This window comes from Streptomyces sp. NPDC097617, assembly GCF_044761485.1.
Classification (GTDB): domain Bacteria; phylum Actinomycetota; class Actinomycetes; order Streptomycetales; family Streptomycetaceae; genus Streptomyces.
Genome location: NZ_JBIWCL010000013.1, coordinates 34,170 through 53,527, shown reverse-complemented (window position 1 = coordinate 53,527; position 19,358 = coordinate 34,170). Strand labels below are relative to the sequence as shown.

The following is a 19,358-nucleotide window of genomic DNA, read 5'->3' as shown; positions in this document are numbered from 1 at the left end:
GGAATGGCCCGACAATCCCAATAACTTTCCTGTCAGCCCGTGCCTTTGGCACGTGTCAGACGTTGTTGCCATAGGAAGAACCGGTCCACCTGGGGGAGGCCGCGTCAGCCGCGAGGAGGCTAAAGGCGATGCGCGTAGGAGCGTTTGTACTGGCTGCCCAGTTCCCGGGCCAGGGACAGGGAGAGGCACTGCACCGGGCGGTGCGGACCGCTGAAGTGGCCGAGGAGGCCGGGCTCGACTCGGTCTGGCTCGCCGAGCACCACTTCGTCCCGTACGGGGTCTGCCCGTCCGCGGTGACTCTGGCGGCCCTGCTGCTGGGCCGGACCCGGAGGCTGCGGGTGGGCACGGCGGTGAGCGTGCTGCCGAGCACGCACCCGGTGGCCCTCGGGGAACAGGCGGCCCTGCTGCACGTGACCTCGGGCGGCCGGTTCACCCTCGGGGTCGGCCGCGGCGGGCCGTGGGTGGACCTGGAGGTGTTCGGGGGCGGCCTCGACAGTTACGAGAACGGCTTCCCGGAGGCTCTGGACCTGCTGCGGCGCTGGCTGACCGAGGCGCGGGTGGGGGCCGCCGGCGAGCGGTACGGATTTCGCGAGGTGGCTGTCGTACCGAGGCCCTCGGAGGCCCTGGACGGGGACGGGGCCGGACCCGAGGTGATCGTGGCCTGCACCTCTGCGGCCTCGGTACGGATGGCCGCGGAGCGGGGGCTGCCGATGCTGCTCGGGATGCACTGCGGGGACGACAGCAAGGCCGAGATGGTCGCACTGTGGCGCAGCACGGCGCTGGCGGCCGGCCACTCGCGCGAGGTCGTGGCCGGGGCGGGACACGTCTCCGCCGGGGTGTGCCAGCTCGCCGACCGGACGGCGGACGCGCGCGAGACCCTGCTGAAGGCGATGCCGGGCTGGCTCAAGCAGGGCCTCGACGCGCATGTGACCGTGGACGACCGGGTACGCGCGATGCGGGATCCGGTCGCGTACACGGAACTGCTCTGCGACCTGCACCCGGTGGGCACCGCGCAGGTGGCGGCGGACCGGCTGGCGGCCACGTCGGCACGGACGGGCATCACGCGCTTCGCCCTCCTGACGGAGGGCTCCGGTGATCTCGCCGCGACGGAGGAGAACGTACGACGACTCGGCGCCGAGGTCCTTCCCCGTCTCGACTGAGACCTGCCGGTCCTACCCGGGCCGTTTCCTTCGGATCACCCCGGTGGCGCCGGGTGTGATCCGAATGGGACGGCCTAGCAGTCCCGCAGCTCCGGCGACTGGTTGAGCAGCTGACCGCGGATCGAAGTGAACTTGGCGAGCCGGTCGTCCACCGAGGGATCCAGCGGGAACACCGCCACCCGGTGACAGTTCTGGAATGCCAGGCGCACTCCGAAGTGCCGCTGCAGTGCACCGCGTATCGCGTCACTCGCGAGGGCGCGCAGCAGCTGCCCCCGCGCCTGCTCGTCCGGCGGCGGCGTCTGGTTGTCGGCGAACTGTCCGCCGTCCACCTTCAGCTGTGCCACCAGCGAGCTGATCATCTCCCAGGCGTAGGGCAGGGAGGTCCGGACGCAGTCGACGAAAGCGGCTTCGTCGACCTCGCCTCGCTCGGCCTGTTCGAGTAGGGCCGGTGAGACGTCGAGCGACATGGGTTCTCCTCTCGCGACCCCGGCTGTTTGGGTTGCCGGAGTCTTACGGGCAGGGAAGGAGATCGCGACGCAGAGTGCACGCTCGACAACCTCCCGCTCACCACGGTAGGCGTCCCATGGGTGACGCACCAGGAGAATGCGCATACAACGCGCCATCGGCGAACGGGGCTTTCAGGGGCGAATCGCGTGAAGGCCTTCTCGTCGAGTAGCGTTGCCGACCATGCGTCTCGTCATTGCCCGCTGCTCCGTCGACTACGCGGGCCGGCTCACCGCCCATCTGCCCTCGGCACCCCGTCTGATCCTCGTGAAGGCCGACGGCAGTGTCTCGATCCACGCGGACGACCGAGCGTACAAACCGCTCAACTGGATGTCGCCGCCGTGCACCCTCAAGGAGGGGAGCGGTGACGAGTCCAACGTGTGGACGGTCATCAACAAGGCGGGCGAGAAGCTCATCATCACGATGGAAGAAGTCCTGCACGACTCCTCCCACGAGCTGGGCACGGACCCGGGGCTGATCAAGGACGGCGTGGAGGCGCACCTCCAGGAACTCCTGGCGGACCGCATCGAAACGCTGGGCGAGGGCTACACGCTGATCCGGCGCGAATACATGACGGCGATCGGCCCGGTGGACATCCTGTGCCGGGACGCGAGCGGCGCGACGGTGGCCGTGGAGATCAAGCGCCGCGGCGAGATCGACGGTGTCGAGCAGCTGACCCGCTACCTCGAACTGCTCAACCGTGACCCGCACCTGGCCCCGGTCCGCGGCATCTTCGCGGCCCAGGAGATCAAGCCGCAGGCGAAGGTCCTGGCGACGGACCGCGGGATGAACTGCGTGGTCCTGGACTACAACGCGATGCGCGGCATCGAGGACGACAAGCTCCGCCTGTTCTGATCCTCTTCCGGTTCTCCGGTACTTCTCGAGCAACGGCTCCGTCCCGAGGGACGGAGCCGTTGTCGTTCACCGGCCGGTGGTCGGTGAGGTGGCCGTGGCGGTACCCGTCTGGGCGGTGGCCGTCGGCGACGGTATGCCGGTCTCCGTCGGGGAGGGCGAGGGCCCGGCCGTGGTCGGCGACGGCGAAACGGACGTCGCCGGCGGGGAGTTGGGCGGCGTGGCGGACGGGCGCCGGGACGGGGTCCGGGCGGGGGTGCGGCCCGGGGTCGGGGCGACGCTCTGGCCGGGCGCCGCGGACTGCGCCGGCGGGGCCGACACGGGCGGCTCCGGTGCAGGATCGTTCCGGCTGACGACCGGATCCGTCGAGGTCGCCGAGACCGTCGGGGTCTGCGACACCGTCGGCCCCTGGGCCGGCGGTGAGGTGTCCGAGGAACTCAGCGCCAGGCTCACGACCGTGCCCAGGGCCACGACCGTCAGCGCGCCCGCACCGGCCAGCAGTACGCGCCGTCGCCGGCCGGGGGCCGGGGCCGGGGCCGGGGCGGCGGGCCGGGGTGCGGTGGCCGGGGCGGGCTTCGGGGCCAGCGGGAAAGCGTCCTCGAAGACCTCGGACAGCGTCGTGGGCGGTTCGGAGCGGGCGGTCACCGGGACGACGGGAGTCATCCGCGTCACCGCCTCGGCGGATACGGGGACCACCGGGGCGACACGGGCGCCGGGGGCCGCGGGAGTTACCCGGGGCCTGGGCGCCTCGGAGGCGGCCGGGGCGACGGTCTTGGCGGCCGGGGCGGGCAGCGCCTCCGGGGCAGCCGCGGGGGCAGCCGGCGCCTCCAGCCGCAGCGGCGGCGACGCGGCCGCCCCGGCGGTCTCCCGGTCGACGACCAGGGCCAGTGCCCGGCGTCCCGCGACCGTGCCCCGCTTGTCGGCCAGTGCGCCCCGCAGCCCGATCGAGGTCTCCAGTTCGGCCCGTGCCCGGTCCAGGCGCTCCTCGCACAGGGCCAGCACACCGAGTTCGTGGTGGAAGTAGGCCTGTTCGGCCACCTCCCCCGCCTTGCGCGCGGCTTCGGCCCCCGAGCGCAGCACCCGCTCCCAGGCCTCCCAGTGCAGCGAGGCCGCGAACGCGGGGGCCGCCGTGCGCGCCAGCAGTACCGCCGCGACCACGTCCGCACCGGCCAGCGCCGCGAGGACCGCGTCCGCCTCCGCCGCGACCCGCTCCGGGACCACCGAGGCGTGCCCGGTCCACCAGGCGTAGTGCCGGGCGGCCGTACGGGCCTCCTCCGACGCGGTGTCCCCGTAGCCGACCTCCTCCAGCTGGCGCGCGACGCCCGCGGCCAGCCGGTAGCGCGTCCCGACGGGCGTCAGCAGCCCGCAGGCGAGCAGCTCCGCCACGGCCGTGTCGGCGTGGGTGTCCCCCACCAGCGCCGGGAGGTGCGCGTGGTGCGGCAGCTCCCCGCCGAGCGCGCACGCGATCCGCAAGGCCGCGCGCGCCGACTCGCTGACCCGCGAGGCGAGCAGCTCGGCCGGGGCCGCGCCCTCGGCGAGAGTGGGCAGCGGTACCTGCACGGAGTCGCGCGGGCGCCCTTCGAAGACGCCGGGCTCCTCCTCCTCGTCGTCCTCGTCGCTGTGGTTGAGCTCGTCGCGCTGACGCAGCAGTGCGGCGGCCTGTACGAAGCGCAGCGGCAGCCCCTCGGAGGCGAAGCGCAGGTCGCCCGCCCAGGCGATCTCCTCGTCCGTCAGCGGCCGGCCGACGCCTGACTCCAGCAGTTCCAGGCAGTCGGCCTTGCCCAGCCCGCCGAGGAAGACCTCCTCGACGTGCGAGTGGTCCGAGGGGGCCCGGGTGTCGGGGGTCGCGGCCAGCAGGTAGGCGCATTCGGGGGTGGCGCGCAGCAGCTCGTCGAGGGCGGGGCCGCCCATCTCCAGGTCGTCCAGGAGGACGACGGCGCCTATCTCCCGTACGCGGGCCAGGAGCTCGGTCCGTCCGGGCCGGGCCCGCTCGGCCTCGTACACGGCGGCGTAGAGCGCGTGGAGCAGTTCCCCGGGGTGCTGGTGCCCGTACCCGCAGAGCCGTACGACACCGTCGGGCGCGAGGCCCTCGCAGCGGTCGGCGACCGCGTCGAGGAGCGCGCTGCGGCCGGATCCCGCGGGCCCGGTCAGCCGTACGGAGCGACCGCGGCCCAGCAGGCGGACGAGCCGCTCCCGCTCCTCCTCGCGCTCCAGCAGCGGGCGGGCGGGGACGGCGGGGCCCGGCAGTACGGGGGGCCGTGCGGCGGCGTTCCGGGCCGCGCGGGCGGCCGCGTCGCGCCGGCCGGGGCGGCCCGGCTCCGTTCCGGGGCGCAGCGGTTCGATCTCGCTGCCGTCGACCGGGTTCACGGTCAGGGTGAAGTCGCCCGCGGCCAGGCTCACGACCCGGGCGGGGCCGGTGGCCGGGGCCCCCGGCGTTTTCGCGGGCGCCTTGGATGCTGCGGGCGCTCCGGGCGCCGTGGATGCCGCGGGCGCCGTGGATGCGGAGCCGCCCTTGGGCTGCTCGTGCTGCTCGTTCTGCCCCTGTGTACGGTCCATGACCCAGTCCCCCGATCGCGGGCCGCGCGCCTCGCCGTCGTACCGCCCGGCCTTCGCGCGCCCGCTGCCGCTCCTGGTCCGGTTTCCGCCCGAACCCTAGACCGTGGCCGGTCGTGCGGGAAACCGCAGGGGGGCGATCACCACCGGACCGTTACGTTTCCGCAGGAAATGCAAAGGTCAGCGGGCTGCCGTTCAGACGCGGGGCAGGGACTCGGCTTCCAGGCCGCCCTCGATCGCGAGGATCCGGTGCAGCCGGGTCGCCACGAGGAGCCGCTGCATCTGCGGCGGCACGCCGCGCAGGACCAGGCGCCGGCCGGTCCGGCCGGCCCGGCGGTGCGCGCCCATGATCACGCCGAGGCCGGTGGCGTCCCAGGAGTCGAGCCCGGTGAGGTCGAGCACGAGGTCGCCCTGGCCGTCGTCGAGGGCGGTGTGGAGGGCCGTACGGGCGTCCGCCGCGCTGCGCACGTCGAGGCGGCCCCCGACAGCGAGTTCGGCGTGGTCGCCCCTGATGTGCATGTGTACTCCCGGCAGTACTGCGTACGTATGGTCCGACTGGTCCGTGATCGGCAACTCTCACTGCAACTGACTGTCGCGCGAGCAAGGAAGTTGCCGACCGTGAGCGAACCGATACCTAATTCACCCTGGCGGGTGAAGGCATTCGAACGGTGATGCTCCGTGGCGGGTCCAGGCCTCAGTGCTTGTAGAAGCCCTGGCCGCTCTTGCGGCCGATGTCCCCGGCGTCCACCATCCGTCGCATGAGCTCCGGCGGGGCGAACTTCTCGTCCTGGGACTCGGTGTAGATGTTGCTGGTGGCGTGCAGCAGGATGTCGACGCCGGTGAGGTCGGCGGTGGCCAGCGGCCCCATCGCGTGCCCGAAGCCGAGCTTGCAGGCGATGTCGATGTCCTCGGCGGAGGCCACGCCCGACTCGTACAGCTTGGCGGCCTCGACGACCAGCGCGGAGATCAGACGGGTCGTCACGAAACCGGCCACGTCGCGGTTGACGACGATGCAGGTCTTGCCGACGGACTCGGCGAACGCCCGGGTGGTGGCGAGGGTCTCGTCGCTCGTCTTGTAGCCGCGCACGAGCTCGCACAGCTGCATCATCGGGACGGGCGAGAAGAAGTGCGCGCCGACGACCCGCTCCGGACGCTCCGTCACGGCCGCGATCTTCGTGATCGGGATGGCGGAGGTGTTGGAGGCGAGGATCGTGTCCTCACGGACGATCTTGTCCAGGGCGCGGAAGATCTCGTGCTTGATCTCGATCTTCTCGAAGGCCGCCTCCACCACGATGTCGACGTCGGAGGCCGCGTCGAGGTCCGTGGTGGTGGTGAGGCGCGCGAGCGCCGCCTCGGCGTCCTCGGCCGTCAGCTTCCCCTTGGAGACGAACTTGTCGTAGGAGGCCTTGATTCCGTCCGTGCCGCGGGTCAGCGCGGCATCGGTGACATCGCGGAGTACGACGTCCCAACCCGCCTGAGCGGAGACCTGCGCGATGCCGGAACCCATGAGTCCGGCACCGATGACGGCGAGCTTCCCAGCCACTACACACCCCTCGTTTCCCTACGGCACAGTCACGTAGCCACTCCGGCGGAGACTAGCGCCCGGGGGGTGCGGTGTGACCGTGAAGTAACACGCGTCACGTCTCAGATGACGGACATCACACCGGTACGGCCCAGCAGCCCTGCCCCGCCGTCCAGTTCATGCGACGTCGGTCCCGGCGCACCGCTCGGCCAGTGCGCGCAGCCGCCGCAGCTCCCTGCGCGCGGCGCCGAGGCTGCCGAGCTCGACGGCCATGGCGCCGCGTCCCGCGAGGTAGTGGGCGTCCGCCCGGGCCCCGGCGTCCGCCTCCGGGCGCGCGCAGACCTCCCGCTGCCGCCAGCCGAGCTCCCGGAGGATCTCACGCGCGGCGGAGAGCTTCGCCTCGGCGGGCGGGAGCTCCTCGCGCAGCATGTCCTTGGCGTAGTCCCAGACCCTCGCGTCGTACTCGGCGGCGGCCGGTTCGCCAGGACGGTGCGGGTGCCCGGCCCAGCGGGCGGCGTGCCCGCGCAGGTCCTCGAGGCGGTCGAGGGCCTCGTTCAGGCGCCCGGCGGCCACCGCCGCGCGCCCGGCCCGGGCGCACTCGGCCGGTTCACCGGAGCCGGCCCGGCCGTCCGCGTGCCGGGTGGCGAGGAAGCCCGCCAGGAGGTCGATCTGCTGGGCGGCCTCGGCCAACCGCCAGATGTAGTACACGTCGGTCATCGCACCGCTCCCCGTCCGGGGCTCCCTCGGCCCCACCGGACCGTACGCGGACAGCGGCGACCGCGCCCGGATTTCCCCCGCGGGCCCGTCTACCCTGGCCGCATGGTGAACCTCACGCGCATCTACACCCGTACCGGCGACAAGGGCACGACCGCCCTCGGCGACATGAGCCGCACCGCCAAGACCGACCTGCGGATCTCCGCGTACGCCGACGCCAACGAGGCCAACGCGGCCATCGGGACGGCGATCGCGCTCGGCGGGCTGTCGGCGGACGTGGTCAAGGTCCTGGTCCGCGTGCAGAACGACCTCTTCGACGTCGGCGCCGACCTGTGCACCCCGGTGGTCGAGAACCCGGAGTACCCGCCGCTGCGCGTGGAGCAGTTCTACGTGGACAAGCTGGAGGCGGACTGCGACCGCTTCCTGGAGCAGGTGGAGAAGCTGCGCAGCTTCATCCTCCCGGGCGGCACCCCGGGCGCGGCCCTGCTGCACCAGGCCTGCACGGTGGTCCGGCGCGCCGAGCGTTCGACGTGGGCGGCGCTGGAGGTGCACGGCGAGGTGATGAACCCGCTGACCGCCACCTACCTCAACCGCCTCTCCGACCTCCTGTTCATCCTGGCCCGGGTGGCCAACAAGGAGGTCGGGGACGTTCTGTGGGTGCCGGGCGGCGAGCGCTGAGCGCTAGCGCTCCGTCCGGGTCAGCGGGGACCGGTCCTCGGCGGCGTCCGCCGGGGCCTTCTCCGGGAACTTCGCGGGGGCCCTGCTCGGCCAGATCGTGTACGCCGCTGCGACCAGGGCGTGGATGCCGACCACCCGCAGGGCGCCGAACTGCCAGGCCTGGAGCGAGCTGACGTCACCCGCGTCACCGACGTACCAGATCGCCACCTGGAGCAGGGCCAGGGCGACGGCCGCGGCGAGCACGGTACGGACCCACAGCTTCCACTCGTGCCGGGCCCGCTCCTTCCCGTACCCGGCACCCGGCGGCTTCGGGCCCCCGGCCAGCCGGTACGCGGCGTGCCCGTCGAGCCACTTGATCGTGTAGTGGCCGTAGGCGACGGTGTAGCCGATGTAGAGCGCGGCCAGCCCGTGCTTCCAGTCCGGCTCGGCGCCGTTCTTGAGGTCGAGCGTGGTGACCACGAGCAGCACCAGCTCCATCAGGGGCTCGCACAGCAGGACCGCCGCCCCCAGCCTGGGCATCCTCGCGAGGTACCGCAGGGCCAGGCCGGCCGCCAGCAGGACCCAGAAACCGACCTCGCAGGCGATGATCAGCGCGACGATCATGGGACTCTCCGTCCGCTCGAGTTCTCCGTTCCTTCCCAGGCTCCCGTCCGGCCGGACCCCTCGCGTCGTCTCCATTGACCATGTGGGCCTGCATCGTTCGATGTACCGCGGCCTCGGCCTCTCCGCCGAGGTGCCGGACCCGCGCACCCTGTTGGATGGGACCGTGACCACGAAGATCCGCGACCTGCGCCCCCACCGCGACGACGTCCTCCTTGCGGCCGTCAGCACGGCCGCGGGCCTGGCGTTCTGGTCGCTCGGCGTCTACAGCAGCCCCGGCCGGGACTCCCTGCCGGCCTGGGCGGCCCTGGTCCCGCTGGTGGCCCTCGGCGCGATGGAGCTGCTGCGCCGCACCAAACCCCGGGTGACCCTGATCGTCGGCACCATCGGGGTGGTCGCCGACCAGTTCACGGTCGGTTGCCTCGCCACCGTCGTGATCTTCACAGATCTGATGTACGCCGCCGTCGTGTACGGAAAACCGGCCATGGCCCGGCGGCTCCCGGTCAGCACCGGCCTGATCACCGTCGTGGTCACCATCGCCTCGCTGGCCTGGCTGCGCACCCCGCAGGCCCTGCTGGTCGGCGCGATCACCGGCATCGTGAGCTTCGCCCCGGCGCTGACCGGCGCCACCCTGCGCAACCACCGCGAGGCCGCCGAGGCGGCCCGGCTGCGGGCGGAGCAGACCGCGCTGCTGGCCGAGATGGACCGCAGCCAGGCCGTGGCCGCCGAGCGCGCCCGGATGGCTCGCGAGCTGCACGACATGGTGGCCAACCACCTCTCCGCCATCGCCATCCACTCCACCGCCGCGCTCTCCATCGACACCGCCGCGACCAGTCGCGACGCGCTCGGGGTGATCCGCGAGAACAGCGTGCAGGGACTGGCCGAAATGCGCCGCCTGATCGGGCTGCTACGGGATGCCGGGGGCGACCGGGAGCCGGTCGCCGTGCCCTCGCTGGACGGCCTGGACGCCCTCATCGGGCAGGCCCGGACCAATGGCTCGGCGAGCGGGCTGACCTTCGTACTCCACGACGACCGGCGCTCCGGGGAGCCGGCGGCGGCCCCGGTCGAGCTGGCCGCGTACCGGATCGTCCAGGAGTCGCTGACCAACGCCCTCAAGCACGCCGCCCCGGGAACGGTCGCGGTCCGCGTGGCACGCGCCGACGGACTGCTGACCGTGGTGGTGGACTCCCCCTACGGGGACCGGCCGGGCCCCCGCGCGCCCGGTTCCGGGGCGGGTCTGATCGGCATGCGGGAGCGGACGGAGCTGCTGGGCGGGGTGTTCACGGCGGGCCGGTCCGGTGCGGTGTGGCAGGTACGGGCGACACTGCCCGCGGAGGAGAAGGCGGTGGAGGCATGACCATCCGGGTGGTGGTGGCGGAGGATCAGGGCGCGGTACGGGCGGGGCTGGTGCTCATCCTGCGCAGCGCGGGCGACGTCGAGGTCGTGGGCGAGGCCGGCGACGGGGAGGAGGCGGTGCGCCTGGCGCGCGAGCTGCGGCCGGATCTCGTCCTCATGGACGTGCAGATGCCCCGGCTCGACGGGGTGTCCGCGACCCGTCAGGTGGTCTCGGAGGGCCTGGCCGACGTACTGGTGCTGACCACCTTCGACCTCGACGAGTACGTCTTCGGTGCGCTGCGGGCGGGGGCGGCCGGCTTCCTGCTGAAGAACGCGGACGCGGCGGAGCTGATCGCGGCGGTACGGACCGTGGCGCGCGGGGAGGGCCTGATCGCCCCGGCGGTGACCCGGCGGCTGATCGCCGAGTTCGCGGCGCCCCGGCCGGCGCGGCCGGCCCCGGCGCCGGAGCGGGCGGCGGCGATCGCCTCCCTCACCCCGCGGGAGCGGGAGGTGCTGAGCGCGCTGGGCGAGGGGCTGTCGAACGCGGAGATCGCCGTGCGCCTGGAAATGGCGGAGGCGACGGCCAAGACGCACGTCAGCAGGCTGCTCGGCAAGCTGGAGCTGCGCAGCAGGCTCCAAGCCGCCGTGCTCGCACAGGAGTTGGGGATATAGACGGGAAGGCGCGCACCGGTCTGGACCTCTTGACGGTTGGTCCAGACCTTTCTACGCTCGCCGCAACACTGTGGTGAGCGTGCCATGACAAAGCGTGCTCACGGGCGGCGCAGGTCCCACCCCCATGTCGCAGTCGGCCCCACGACTGCGACGGACCTACGGAGGATCACCCTTGAGCACAGCATCCCCACCCCGCACCAGGCGCACCCGGTTCTTCAGCCGAGTCGCGGCGATCGTGGCCGCCCTCGCCCTGCCCGTCACCGGACTCGTCGCCCTGGCCGGCCCGGCCCAGGCAGCCGCCTCCGCGACGGCGACGTACACCAAGGTCTCCGACTGGGGCTCCGGCTTCGAGGGCAAGTGGGTGGTGAAGAACACCGGCACCACCACCCTCAGCAGCTGGACCGTGGAGTGGGACTATCCGGCGGGCACCTCGGTCACCTCGGCCTGGGACGCCACCGTCACCGGCTCGGGCACCCACTGGACCGCCAAGAATCTCGGCTGGAACGGCACCCTCGCCCCCGGCGCGACGGCCGGCTTCGGCTTCAACGGCGCGGGCGGCGGCGCCCCCAGCGGCTGCAAGATCAACGGCGCCTCCTGCGACGGCGGCACCCAGCCCGGCGACACTCCCCCCACGGCTCCCGGCACCCCCGCCGCGAGCAACGTCGCCGACACCTCGCTCACCCTGACCTGGACCCCGGCCACCGACGACAAGGGCGTCAAGAACTACGACGTCTACCGGGGCTCCGCCAAGATCGCCACCGTCACCGGGACCAGCTACGCGGACTCCGGCCTGACCAAGGGCACGACGTACACCTACAGCGTCACCGCCCGCGACACCATCGACCAGACGGGCCCCTCGTCCGGCTCCGCCGCGGTCACCACGACCGGCGGGGTCATCCCCCCGGACCCGGCGGGCAAGGTCAAGCTCGGCTACTTCACCAACTGGGGCGTCTACGGGCGCAACTACCACGTGAAGAACCTGGTCACCTCGGGCACCGCGGGCAAGATCACCCACATCAACTACGCCTTCGGCAACGTCCAGAACGGCCAGTGCACCATCGGTGACGCCTACGCCGACTACGACAAGGCCTACACCGCCGACCAGAGCGTCGACGGCGTCGCCGACACCTGGGACCAGCCCCTGCGCGGCAACTTCAACCAGCTGCGCAAGCTGAAGAAGGCCTACCCGAACATCAAGGTCCTGTGGTCCTTCGGCGGCTGGACCTGGTCCGGCGGGTTCCCGCAGGCCGCGGCCAACCCGACCGCCTTCGCCCAGTCCTGCTACAACCTGGTCGAGGACCCGCGCTGGGCGGACGTCTTCGACGGCATCGACCTGGACTGGGAGTACCCCAACGCCTGCGGCCTGTCCTGCGACACCAGCGGTGCGGCCGCCTTCAAGAACCTGATGTCGGCGACCCGGGCCAAGTTCGGCGCGAACAACCTGGTCACCGCCGCCATCACCGCCGACGCCTCCAGCGGCGGCAAGATCGACGCGGCCGACTACGGCGGCGCCGCGCAGTACGTCGACTTCTACAACGTCATGACGTACGACTTCTTCGGCGCCTGGGCGGCGCAGGGCCCGACGGCCCCGCACTCCCCGCTCACCTCGTACGCGGGCATCCCGCAGGCCGGCTTCAACTCCGCCGACGCCATCGCCAAGCTCAAGGCCAAGGGCGTCGCCGGCACCAAGCTCAACCTCGGCATCGGCTTCTACGGCCGCGGCTGGACCGGAGTCACCCAGGCCGCCCCCGGCGGCACCGCCACCGGGCCCGCGCCGGGCACGTACGAGCAGGGCATCGAGGACTACAAGGTGCTCAGGACCAGCTGCCCGGCCACCGGCACGGTCGCCGGCACGGCCTACGCCAAGTGCGGCAGCAACTGGTGGAGCTACGACACCCCCGCCACCATCGCCGGGAAGATGACCTGGGCCAAGCAGCAGGGCCTCAGGGGAGCCTTCTACTGGGAGTTCAGCGGCGACACCACGAACGGTGAGCTCGCGAACGCGGTCCACACCGGGCTCCAGTAAAGACCGAAGCCGGGGAGACGGGTCCGCCCTCGTCTCCCCGGCTTCTCGTTGTCCTGACCAGGCCACATTCACCCTCCCCCGGTCAACGGGAAAAGAATTCAGGCAACATTCACCCTCTGGCCGGGAGGCGCCGCCTCCAGCCAGGCCAGGAAGCCGGTCAGCGCGTCATCGCTCATCGCCAGCTCCAGGCGGGTCCCCTGGTGGACACAGCCGAGCACGACGGCGTCGGAGAGCAGGGCCAGCTCCTCCTCGCCCTCCGGGGCGCGGCGGGCGACGACCTCGATGGAGGAGCGCTCCAGCAGCCGGCGCGGCCGCGGGGAGTACGAGAACACCCGGAACCACTCGATCCGGTCACCGCTGTAGCGCGCGACCCCGTACACCCAGCCCTTGCCGGAAATATCGGGCTCCTCCGAGACACCCCAGCGCATGCTGCAGTCGAAGGTGCCGCCGGACCGCTGGATGAGTCTGCGGCGCAGTCCGAAGACAAACAGCCCGATCACCACCAGGGTTACGACCAGGCCGCTCACAAGCAGAGCGAGGAGCATCTTCACCGACCTCCTCGCTCATCGAATACGCATGAGAAAAAACGGACCCGCATCGCCTCAGCCGCGACCCGGTCTGGAAAATTCCAGCACGGACCGCGGCTGAGGTCTGCTGAGTCCCGGCGGTCGCCCCCCGGGACTCAAACGATCAAACTCCGACGGGCATTCAGCCCGTTACGGCGCGCAGCCGGACATCAGCGCGACGCTCGGCGGCGGCATCCGCCTCCGCCTTCGCACGCTCCAGTGCCCGCTCCGCACGCTGGACGTCAATCTCGTCCGCGAGCTCGGCGATCTCGGCCAGCAGGGACAGCTTGTTGTCCGCGAACGAGATGAAACCGCCGTGCACCGCGGCGACGACGGTGTTGCCGTCACTGGTGCGGATGGTCACCGGGCCCGATTCCAGCACACCGAGAAGCGGCTGGTGACCGGGCATGACGCCGATGTCGCCGGACGTGGTGCGGGCGACAACAAGGGTGGCCTCGCCGGACCAGACATTGCGGTCCGCCGCGACCAGCTCGACGTGCAGCTCAGCAGCCAAGGTGGCTCCTCGGGTCACCACCCGGCGGGTCGGCCGGGTGTTGGGTCAAATTCTAATGGGCGTGAGGAGAGGGACGGGACATACCCGCCCCTCTCCGTCTACAGACACGGTCAGCATTCGCTGGCGGCCTGCGAACCGGATGCGCCCCTCGCGGAGCGCGCCCGATCAGGAGACGCCCAGCTCCTTGGCGTTCGCCTTCAGGTCCTCGATACCACCGCACAGGAAGAACGCCTGCTCGGGGAAGTGGTCGTAGTCACCGTCGCAGATCGCGTTGAACGCGATGATCGACTCCTCGAGCGGAACGTCCGAACCGTCCACGCCGGTGAACTGCTTGGCGACGTGGGTGTTCTGCGACAGGAAGCGCTCGACACGACGGGCACGGTGGACAACGAGCTTGTCCTCCTCGCCCAGCTCGTCGATACCGAGGATCGCGATGATGTCCTGGAGGTCCTTGTACTTCTGCAGGATCCCCTTGACGCGCATCGCCGTGGCGTAGTGGTCCGCCGCGATGTACCGCGGGTCGAGGATGCGGGACGTCGAGTCCAGCGGGTCCACGGCCGGGTAGATGCCCTTCTCGGAGATCGGACGGGAGAGAACCGTCGTCGCGTCGAGGTGGGCGAAGGTGGTCGCCGGCGCCGGGTCGGTCAGGTCGTCCGCGGGGACGTAGATCGCCTGCATCGAGGTGATCGAGTGACCACGGGTCGAGGTGATGCGCTCCTGGAGGAGACCCATCTCGTCGGCCAGGTTCGGCTGGTAACCCACCGCGGAGGGCATACGGCCGAGCAGGGTCGACACCTCGGAACCCGCCTGGGTGTACCGGAAGATGTTGTCGATGAAGAAGAGCACGTCCTGCTTCTGCACATCGCGGAAGTACTCCGCCATGGTCAGACCGGCAAGGGCGACGCGCAGACGGGTGCCCGGGGGCTCGTCCATCTGACCGAAGACAAGCGCCGTCTTGTCGATGACGCCGGACTCGGCCATCTCCTCGATGAGGTCGTTGCCCTCACGGGTACGCTCACCGACACCCGCGAACACCGACACACCGTCGTGGTTGTTGGCGACGCGGTAGATCATTTCCTGGATCAGAACGGTCTTGCCGACACCGGCACCACCGAACAGACCGATCTTTCCACCCTTGACGTACGGGGTGAGAAGGTCGATGACCTTGACGCCGGTCTCGAACATCTCGGTCTTCGACTCGAGCTCGTCGAAGCGGGGCGCCTTGCGGTGGATCGGCCAGCGCTCGGTGACGTTGGCGTTCTCCTCCGGGTAGTTCAGCACCTCACCGAGGGTGTTGAAGACCTTGCCCTTGGTGAAGTCACCGACGGGGACGGTGATGCCCTCGCCCGTGTCGGTCACCGCGGCCTGGCGGACCAGACCGTCGGTCGGCTGCATCGAGATGGTACGGACGAGGCCGTCACCCAGGTGCTGCGCGACCTCGAGGGTCAGGGTCTTGAGCGCGCCGTCCTGGGCCGGGTCGGCGACCTGGACCTTCAGCGCGTTGTAGATCTCGGGCATGGCGTCGACGGGGAACTCCACGTCGACGACCGGGCCGATGACCCGGGCGACACGGCCCGTGGCGGCGGCCGTCTGAGCAGTGGTCGTCATTACTTGTCACTCCCCGCGGTCGCGTCAGCCATGGCGCTCGCGCCACCGACGATCTCGCTGATTTCCTGGGTGATTTCGGCCTGGCGGGCCGCGTTGGCAAGCCGGGAGAGGCTCTTGATGAGGTCTCCGGCGTTGTCGGTCGCCGCCTTCATCGCGCGGCGGCGGGCGGCGTGCTCGGAAGCGGCCGACTGCAGCAGTGCGTTGTAGATACGGCTCTCGACGTAGCGCGGCAGCAGGGCGTCGAGGACGTCCTCCGCCGACGGCTCGAAGTCGAACAGCGGAAGGATCTCGCCCTTCGCACCGGTCTCCTCCTGAGCCTGATCGAGGCTGAGCGGCAGCATCCGGCCGTCGACCGGGTTCTGCGTCATCATCGACACGAATTCCGTGAAGACGATGTGCAGCTCGTCGACGCCACCCTCGGCCGTTTCCAGCTGGATGGCCTCGATCAGCGGCCCTGCGACGCGCTTGGCGTCGGCGTAGGCCGGGCTGTCGGTGAAGCCGGTCCACGAATCCGCGACCTTGCGCTCGCGGAAGCCGTAGTAGGCCAGACCCTTACGGCCGACGATGTAGGTGTCGACCTCCTTGCCCTCGCCGCGGAGCCGCTCGGTGAGCCGCTCCGCCTGCTTGATGGCATTCGAGGAGTAGCCGCCGGCCAGACCGCGGTCGCTCGTGATGAGCACGATCGCGGCACGGGTCGGCGCCTCGACCTCGGTCGTCAGGGCGTGCTTGGTGTTGGAGCCGGTCGCCACCGCGGTCACCGCACGGGTGAGCTCGGTCGCGTACGGCATCGATGCCGCCACCTTGCGCTGCGCCTTGACGATGCGCGAGGCGGCGATCATCTCCATCGCCTTGGTGATCTTCTTGGTCGCCGTGATGGCACGGATGCGACGCTTGTAGACCCGGAGCTGCGCTCCCATGAGTCAGGTCCCTTCCGTCGTCACTTGGAGACGTTGACGGCCGGTGCGTCCTCGCCCAGGAGCTTGCCGTCCGAGGTCTCGAACTGGCGCTTGAAGGAAGCGATGGCGTCCGCGATGGAGGACAGGGTGTCGTCCGACATCTTGCCGCCGTCGGCGATGGAGGTGAGGAGGTCCTTGCGCTCGCGGCGCAGGTGCTCCAGCAGCTCCGACTCGAAGCGACGGACGTCGTTCACCGGGACATCGTCCATCTTGCCGGTGGTACCGGCCCAGACGGAGACGACCTGCTCCTCGACGGGCATCGGCTGGTACTGGCCCTGCTTCAGCAGCTCGACCAGGCGCTTGCCGCGCTCCAGCGAAGCCTTCGAAGCGGCGTCCAGGTCGGAACCGAAGGCGGCGAACGCCTCCAGCTCGCGGTACTGGGCGAGGTCCAGGCGCAGACGGCCGGACACCTGCTTCATGGCCTTGTGCTGGGCGGAGCCACCGACGCGGGAGACCGAGATACCGACGTTCAGCGCCGGGCGCTGGCCCGCGTTGAACAGGTCGGACTCCAGGAAGCACTGGCCGTCGGTGATGGAGATGACGTTGGTCGGGATGAACGCCGACACGTCGTTCGCCTTGGTCTCGACGATCGGCAGACCGGTCATCGAACCGGCACCCATCTCGTCGGACAGCTTCGCGCAGCGCTCCAGCAGACGGGAGTGCAGGTAGAAGACGTCACCCGGGTAGGCCTCGCGGCCCGGCGGGCGGCGCAGCAGCAGCGACACGGCGCGGTAGGCGTCGGCCTGCTTCGACAGGTCGTCGAAGATGATCAGGACGTGCTTGCCGGCGTACATCCAGTGCTGGCCGATGGCGGAACCGGTGTACGGCGCCAGGTACTTGAAGCCGGCCGGGTCGGACGCCGGGGCGGCGACGATCGTCGTGTACTCGAGCGCGCCGGCGTCTTCCAGGGCGCCGCGAACGGACGCGATGGTCGAGCCCTTCTGGCCGATGGCGACGTAGATGCAGCGAACCTGCTTGTTCACGTCGCCCGAGCGCCAGTTGTCGCGCTGGTTGATGATCGTGTCGACGGCCAGCGCGGTCTTACCCGTCTGACGGTCACCGATGATCAGCTGACGCTGACCGCGGCCGACCGGCACCATGGCGTCGATGGCCTTGTAGCCGGTCTGCATCGGCTCGTGGACCGACTTACGGACCATGACGCCCGGAGCCTGCAGCTCCAGGGCGCGACGGCCTTCGGTCGCGATCTCGCCGAGGCCGTCGATCGGGTTGCCGAGCGGGTCGACTACGCGGCCGAGGTAGCCCTCGCCGACGCCGACGGAGAGCACCTCACCGGTGCGCTGCACCGGCTGGCCCTCCTCGATACCGCTGAACTCGCCGAGGACGACCGCACCGATCTCGCGCTCCTCGAGGTTGAGGGCGAGACCGAGGGTGCCGTCCTCGAACTTCAGCAGCTCGTTCGCCATGGCGGAGGGCAGGCCCTCCACCTTCGCGATGCCGTCGCCGGCAACGCTGACCGTTCCGACCTCCTCGCGCGAGGCCGCGTCCGGCTGGTACGACTGGACAAAGTTCTCCAGTGCGTCCCGGATCTCCTCCGGCCGGATCGTGAGCTCCGCCATCTGGGTTCCCTGCTCTCCTTGTTGGGCCTGAAGCTTCTTAGGGGTCTGGGGGCGACCCCCAGGAATCTTCTGCAAGTTCTGCACGGCCCAACCGGGCCGCTAGGAATGCTTTTGTTCTTTTGGTGGCTGGTCAGCCGGCCATGCGGCGCGACGCCTCGGCGAGGCGGTCCGCGATGGTGCCGTCGATGACCTCGTCGCCGACTCGCACCGTGATCCCGCCGAGGACCTCGGGGTCCACGTCGAGGTTCAGGTGCATCTGGCGGCCGTACAGCTTGGCCAGCACCGCACCGAGACGCGCCTTCTGCACGTCGCTGAGCGGAACCGCGCTGGTCACGGTGGCGACCATGCGGTCACGGCGCTCGGCGGCGAGCTTGGACAGGGACTCGAGTCCCGCTTCCAGGCTACGTCCACGCGGGTGCGTGACAAGACGGATCACCAGGCGCTCGGTGACGGCGTTCACCTTGCCGCCGAGCAGGCTGCGCAGCAGCTCGCTCTTGGCCGAGGTGGTGGCGCCGCGGTCGGTCAGCGCGGAACGCAGCTCGGTGTTCGAGGAGACGATCCGGCCGAACCGGAACACCTCGTCCTCGACGTTGTCGAGCGCGTCGCCCTGCTGGGCCGCCGTGAGGTCGGCGGTGGCCGCCAGCTCCTCCAGCGCGTCCACCAGGTCGCGGGACTGCGACCAGCGGGACCGGACCATGCCGGACACCAGGTCGAGGGTTTCCCCGCCGACCTGGGCGCCGAGCAGCCGACCGGCCAGCTCGGCCTTGGCCTCGCCGGACTGCGCCGGGTCGGTGAGGACCCGACGCAGCGAGACCTCACGGTCGAGCAGCGCGGTGACGGCAGCCAGCTCGCCGGCGAGCTTCGCCGCGTCGACGGACGTGTTGTCCGTCAGCGCGTCGAGACGCTCACGCGCGGAGGCCAGCGCCTCGCGGCTCGCTCCGTTCATCGGGCCGCCTCGGCCTTCTCCTCAAGCTCGCTGAGGAAACGGTCGATGGTGCGGCTCTGCCGGGCGTGGTCCTCGAGGGACTCGCCGACAAGCTTTCCGGCCAGGTCGGTGGCGAGCTTGCCCACGTCCTGACGCAGCGCATGCGAGGCGGCCTTGCGGTCCGCCGCGATCTGGGCGTGGCCGGCAGCGATGATCTCCTCACGCTGCCGCTGGCCCTCTGCGCGCAGTTCTTCCTTGAGCGCAGTGCCCTGCTCCAGCGCTTCCTGGCGCAGGCGCGCGGCCTCGTGCCGGGCTTCGGCGAGCTGGGCCTTGTACTGCTCCAGGACGCTCTGGGCCTCGGTCTGGGCGGATTCCGCCTTCTCGATACCGCCTTCGATGGCCTCGCGGCGCTCTTCCAGAACCTTGTTGATGTTCGGGAGGAGCTTCTTCGCGAGGAAACCGAAGACGATGACGAAGGCGAGCAGACCGATGACGAGCTCGGGGATCGGCGGGACGAGGGGGTTACCCGGCTCCTCGGCCGCGAGAACCAGGAGGTTCACATCAGTGCCTTTCGTCGATTCGGACTAGTCGTGGGG

At 70.9% G+C, this 19,358-nt stretch carries 19 protein-coding genes; 6 read left to right on the top strand and 13 right to left on the bottom strand.

Annotated features, from left to right (window positions below; genetic code table 11):
• The first annotated feature begins 128 nt into the window (after positions 1–128).
• On the top strand, positions 129–1,160 hold the full coding sequence (locus ACIQZO_RS21395; RefSeq protein ID WP_403628263.1) for an LLM class flavin-dependent oxidoreductase: 1,032 nt from the start codon (positions 129–131) through the stop codon (positions 1,158–1,160).
• A 74-nt stretch (positions 1,161–1,234) separates the two neighbouring features.
• On the opposite strand, the gene ACIQZO_RS21390 is transcribed toward ACIQZO_RS21395, so the two are convergent.
• Positions 1,235–1,627 (bottom strand): SCO5389 family protein, encoded by a 393-nt coding sequence (locus ACIQZO_RS21390; protein ID WP_030660337.1) that lies wholly within the window; start codon positions 1,625–1,627, stop codon positions 1,235–1,237.
• A 220-nt stretch (positions 1,628–1,847) separates the two neighbouring features.
• Between ACIQZO_RS21390 and nucS the strand changes: the two genes are divergently transcribed.
• A complete protein-coding gene (gene nucS, locus ACIQZO_RS21385; protein WP_403628261.1) occupies positions 1,848–2,519 on the top strand; it encodes an endonuclease NucS in 672 nt (223 codons plus the stop codon).
• A 66-nt stretch (positions 2,520–2,585) separates the two neighbouring features.
• Here nucS and ACIQZO_RS21380 read toward each other — a convergent pair whose 3' ends face one another.
• The 4 genes from ACIQZO_RS21380 to ACIQZO_RS21365 all read right to left on the bottom strand — a co-directional run bounded on the left by ACIQZO_RS21380 (position 2,586) and on the right by ACIQZO_RS21365 (position 7,308).
• The gene (locus tag ACIQZO_RS21380) at positions 2,586–5,072 is read right to left on the bottom strand and encodes an ATP-binding protein (protein WP_403628259.1); all 2,487 of its coding nucleotides are present in this window, start codon (positions 5,070–5,072) and stop codon (positions 2,586–2,588) included.
• A gap of 192 nt (positions 5,073–5,264) precedes the next feature.
• Positions 5,265–5,588 carry an STAS domain-containing protein gene (locus ACIQZO_RS21375; RefSeq protein ID WP_030386930.1) on the bottom strand — a complete coding sequence of 108 codons (324 nt, stop codon included), beginning with the start codon at positions 5,586–5,588 and terminating at the stop codon, positions 5,265–5,267.
• A 175-nt stretch (positions 5,589–5,763) separates the two neighbouring features.
• A complete protein-coding gene (locus tag ACIQZO_RS21370) occupies positions 5,764–6,612 on the bottom strand; it encodes a 3-hydroxyacyl-CoA dehydrogenase family protein (protein ID WP_403628257.1) in 849 nt (282 codons plus the stop codon).
• Between the two features lie 156 nt (positions 6,613–6,768).
• Positions 6,769–7,308, bottom strand: a complete 540-nt coding sequence (locus ACIQZO_RS21365) for a hypothetical protein (protein ID WP_403628255.1) — start codon at positions 7,306–7,308, stop codon at positions 6,769–6,771.
• 102 nt (positions 7,309–7,410) lie between these two features.
• On the opposite strand from ACIQZO_RS21365, the gene ACIQZO_RS21360 reads away from it, so the two are divergent.
• Positions 7,411–7,983 (top strand): cob(I)yrinic acid a,c-diamide adenosyltransferase, encoded by a 573-nt coding sequence (locus ACIQZO_RS21360; RefSeq protein WP_150259391.1) that lies wholly within the window; start codon positions 7,411–7,413, stop codon positions 7,981–7,983.
• Between the two features lie 3 nt (positions 7,984–7,986).
• Here ACIQZO_RS21360 and ACIQZO_RS21355 read toward each other — a convergent pair whose 3' ends face one another.
• Entirely contained in the window at positions 7,987–8,586 is a 600-nt protein-coding gene (locus ACIQZO_RS21355) for a hypothetical protein (RefSeq protein ID WP_403628253.1), read from the bottom strand.
• Between the two features lie 100 nt (positions 8,587–8,686).
• Between ACIQZO_RS21355 and ACIQZO_RS21350 the strand changes: the two genes are divergently transcribed.
• The 3 genes from ACIQZO_RS21350 (at position 8,687) to ACIQZO_RS21340 (ending at position 12,616) form a co-directional block, all read left to right on the top strand.
• On the top strand, positions 8,687–9,940 hold the full coding sequence (locus tag ACIQZO_RS21350) for a sensor histidine kinase (RefSeq protein ID WP_403628502.1): 1,254 nt from the start codon (positions 8,687–8,689) through the stop codon (positions 9,938–9,940).
• The gene (locus tag ACIQZO_RS21345; protein ID WP_403628251.1) at positions 9,937–10,590 is read left to right on the top strand and encodes a response regulator; all 654 of its coding nucleotides are present in this window, start codon (positions 9,937–9,939) and stop codon (positions 10,588–10,590) included. The genes ACIQZO_RS21350 and ACIQZO_RS21345 overlap by 4 nt, the downstream gene beginning before the upstream one ends.
• Positions 10,591–10,714: 124 nt before the next feature.
• A complete protein-coding gene (locus ACIQZO_RS21340; RefSeq protein WP_403628249.1) occupies positions 10,715–12,616 on the top strand; it encodes a glycosyl hydrolase family 18 protein in 1,902 nt (633 codons plus the stop codon).
• 98 nt (positions 12,617–12,714) lie between these two features.
• On the opposite strand, the gene ACIQZO_RS21335 is transcribed toward ACIQZO_RS21340, so the two are convergent.
• From ACIQZO_RS21335 to ACIQZO_RS21305, 7 genes are all read right to left on the bottom strand, one after another.
• Complete coding sequence (locus tag ACIQZO_RS21335) at positions 12,715–13,161, bottom strand: DUF2550 domain-containing protein (RefSeq protein ID WP_403628247.1); 447 nt, start codon at positions 13,159–13,161, stop codon at positions 12,715–12,717.
• Between the two features lie 163 nt (positions 13,162–13,324).
• Positions 13,325–13,696 (bottom strand): F0F1 ATP synthase subunit epsilon, encoded by a 372-nt coding sequence (locus ACIQZO_RS21330; protein ID WP_030008701.1) that lies wholly within the window; start codon positions 13,694–13,696, stop codon positions 13,325–13,327.
• 165 nt (positions 13,697–13,861) lie between these two features.
• The gene (gene atpD, locus ACIQZO_RS21325) at positions 13,862–15,304 is read right to left on the bottom strand and encodes a F0F1 ATP synthase subunit beta (RefSeq protein WP_403628245.1); all 1,443 of its coding nucleotides are present in this window, start codon (positions 15,302–15,304) and stop codon (positions 13,862–13,864) included.
• Positions 15,304–16,221 (bottom strand): F0F1 ATP synthase subunit gamma, encoded by a 918-nt coding sequence (locus ACIQZO_RS21320; RefSeq protein WP_403628243.1) that lies wholly within the window; start codon positions 16,219–16,221, stop codon positions 15,304–15,306. The genes atpD and ACIQZO_RS21320 overlap by 1 nt, the downstream gene beginning before the upstream one ends.
• A 20-nt stretch (positions 16,222–16,241) precedes the next feature.
• Complete coding sequence (gene atpA, locus ACIQZO_RS21315) at positions 16,242–17,837, bottom strand: F0F1 ATP synthase subunit alpha (RefSeq protein ID WP_403628241.1); 1,596 nt, start codon at positions 17,835–17,837, stop codon at positions 16,242–16,244.
• Between the two features lie 130 nt (positions 17,838–17,967).
• On the bottom strand, positions 17,968–18,783 hold the full coding sequence (locus ACIQZO_RS21310; RefSeq protein WP_403628239.1) for a F0F1 ATP synthase subunit delta: 816 nt from the start codon (positions 18,781–18,783) through the stop codon (positions 17,968–17,970).
• Positions 18,780–19,322, bottom strand: coding sequence for a F0F1 ATP synthase subunit B (locus ACIQZO_RS21305; protein ID WP_403628237.1), 543 nt, complete (start codon positions 19,320–19,322; stop codon positions 18,780–18,782). The genes ACIQZO_RS21310 and ACIQZO_RS21305 overlap by 4 nt, the downstream gene beginning before the upstream one ends.
• Between the last annotated feature and the right edge of the window lie 36 nt (positions 19,323–19,358).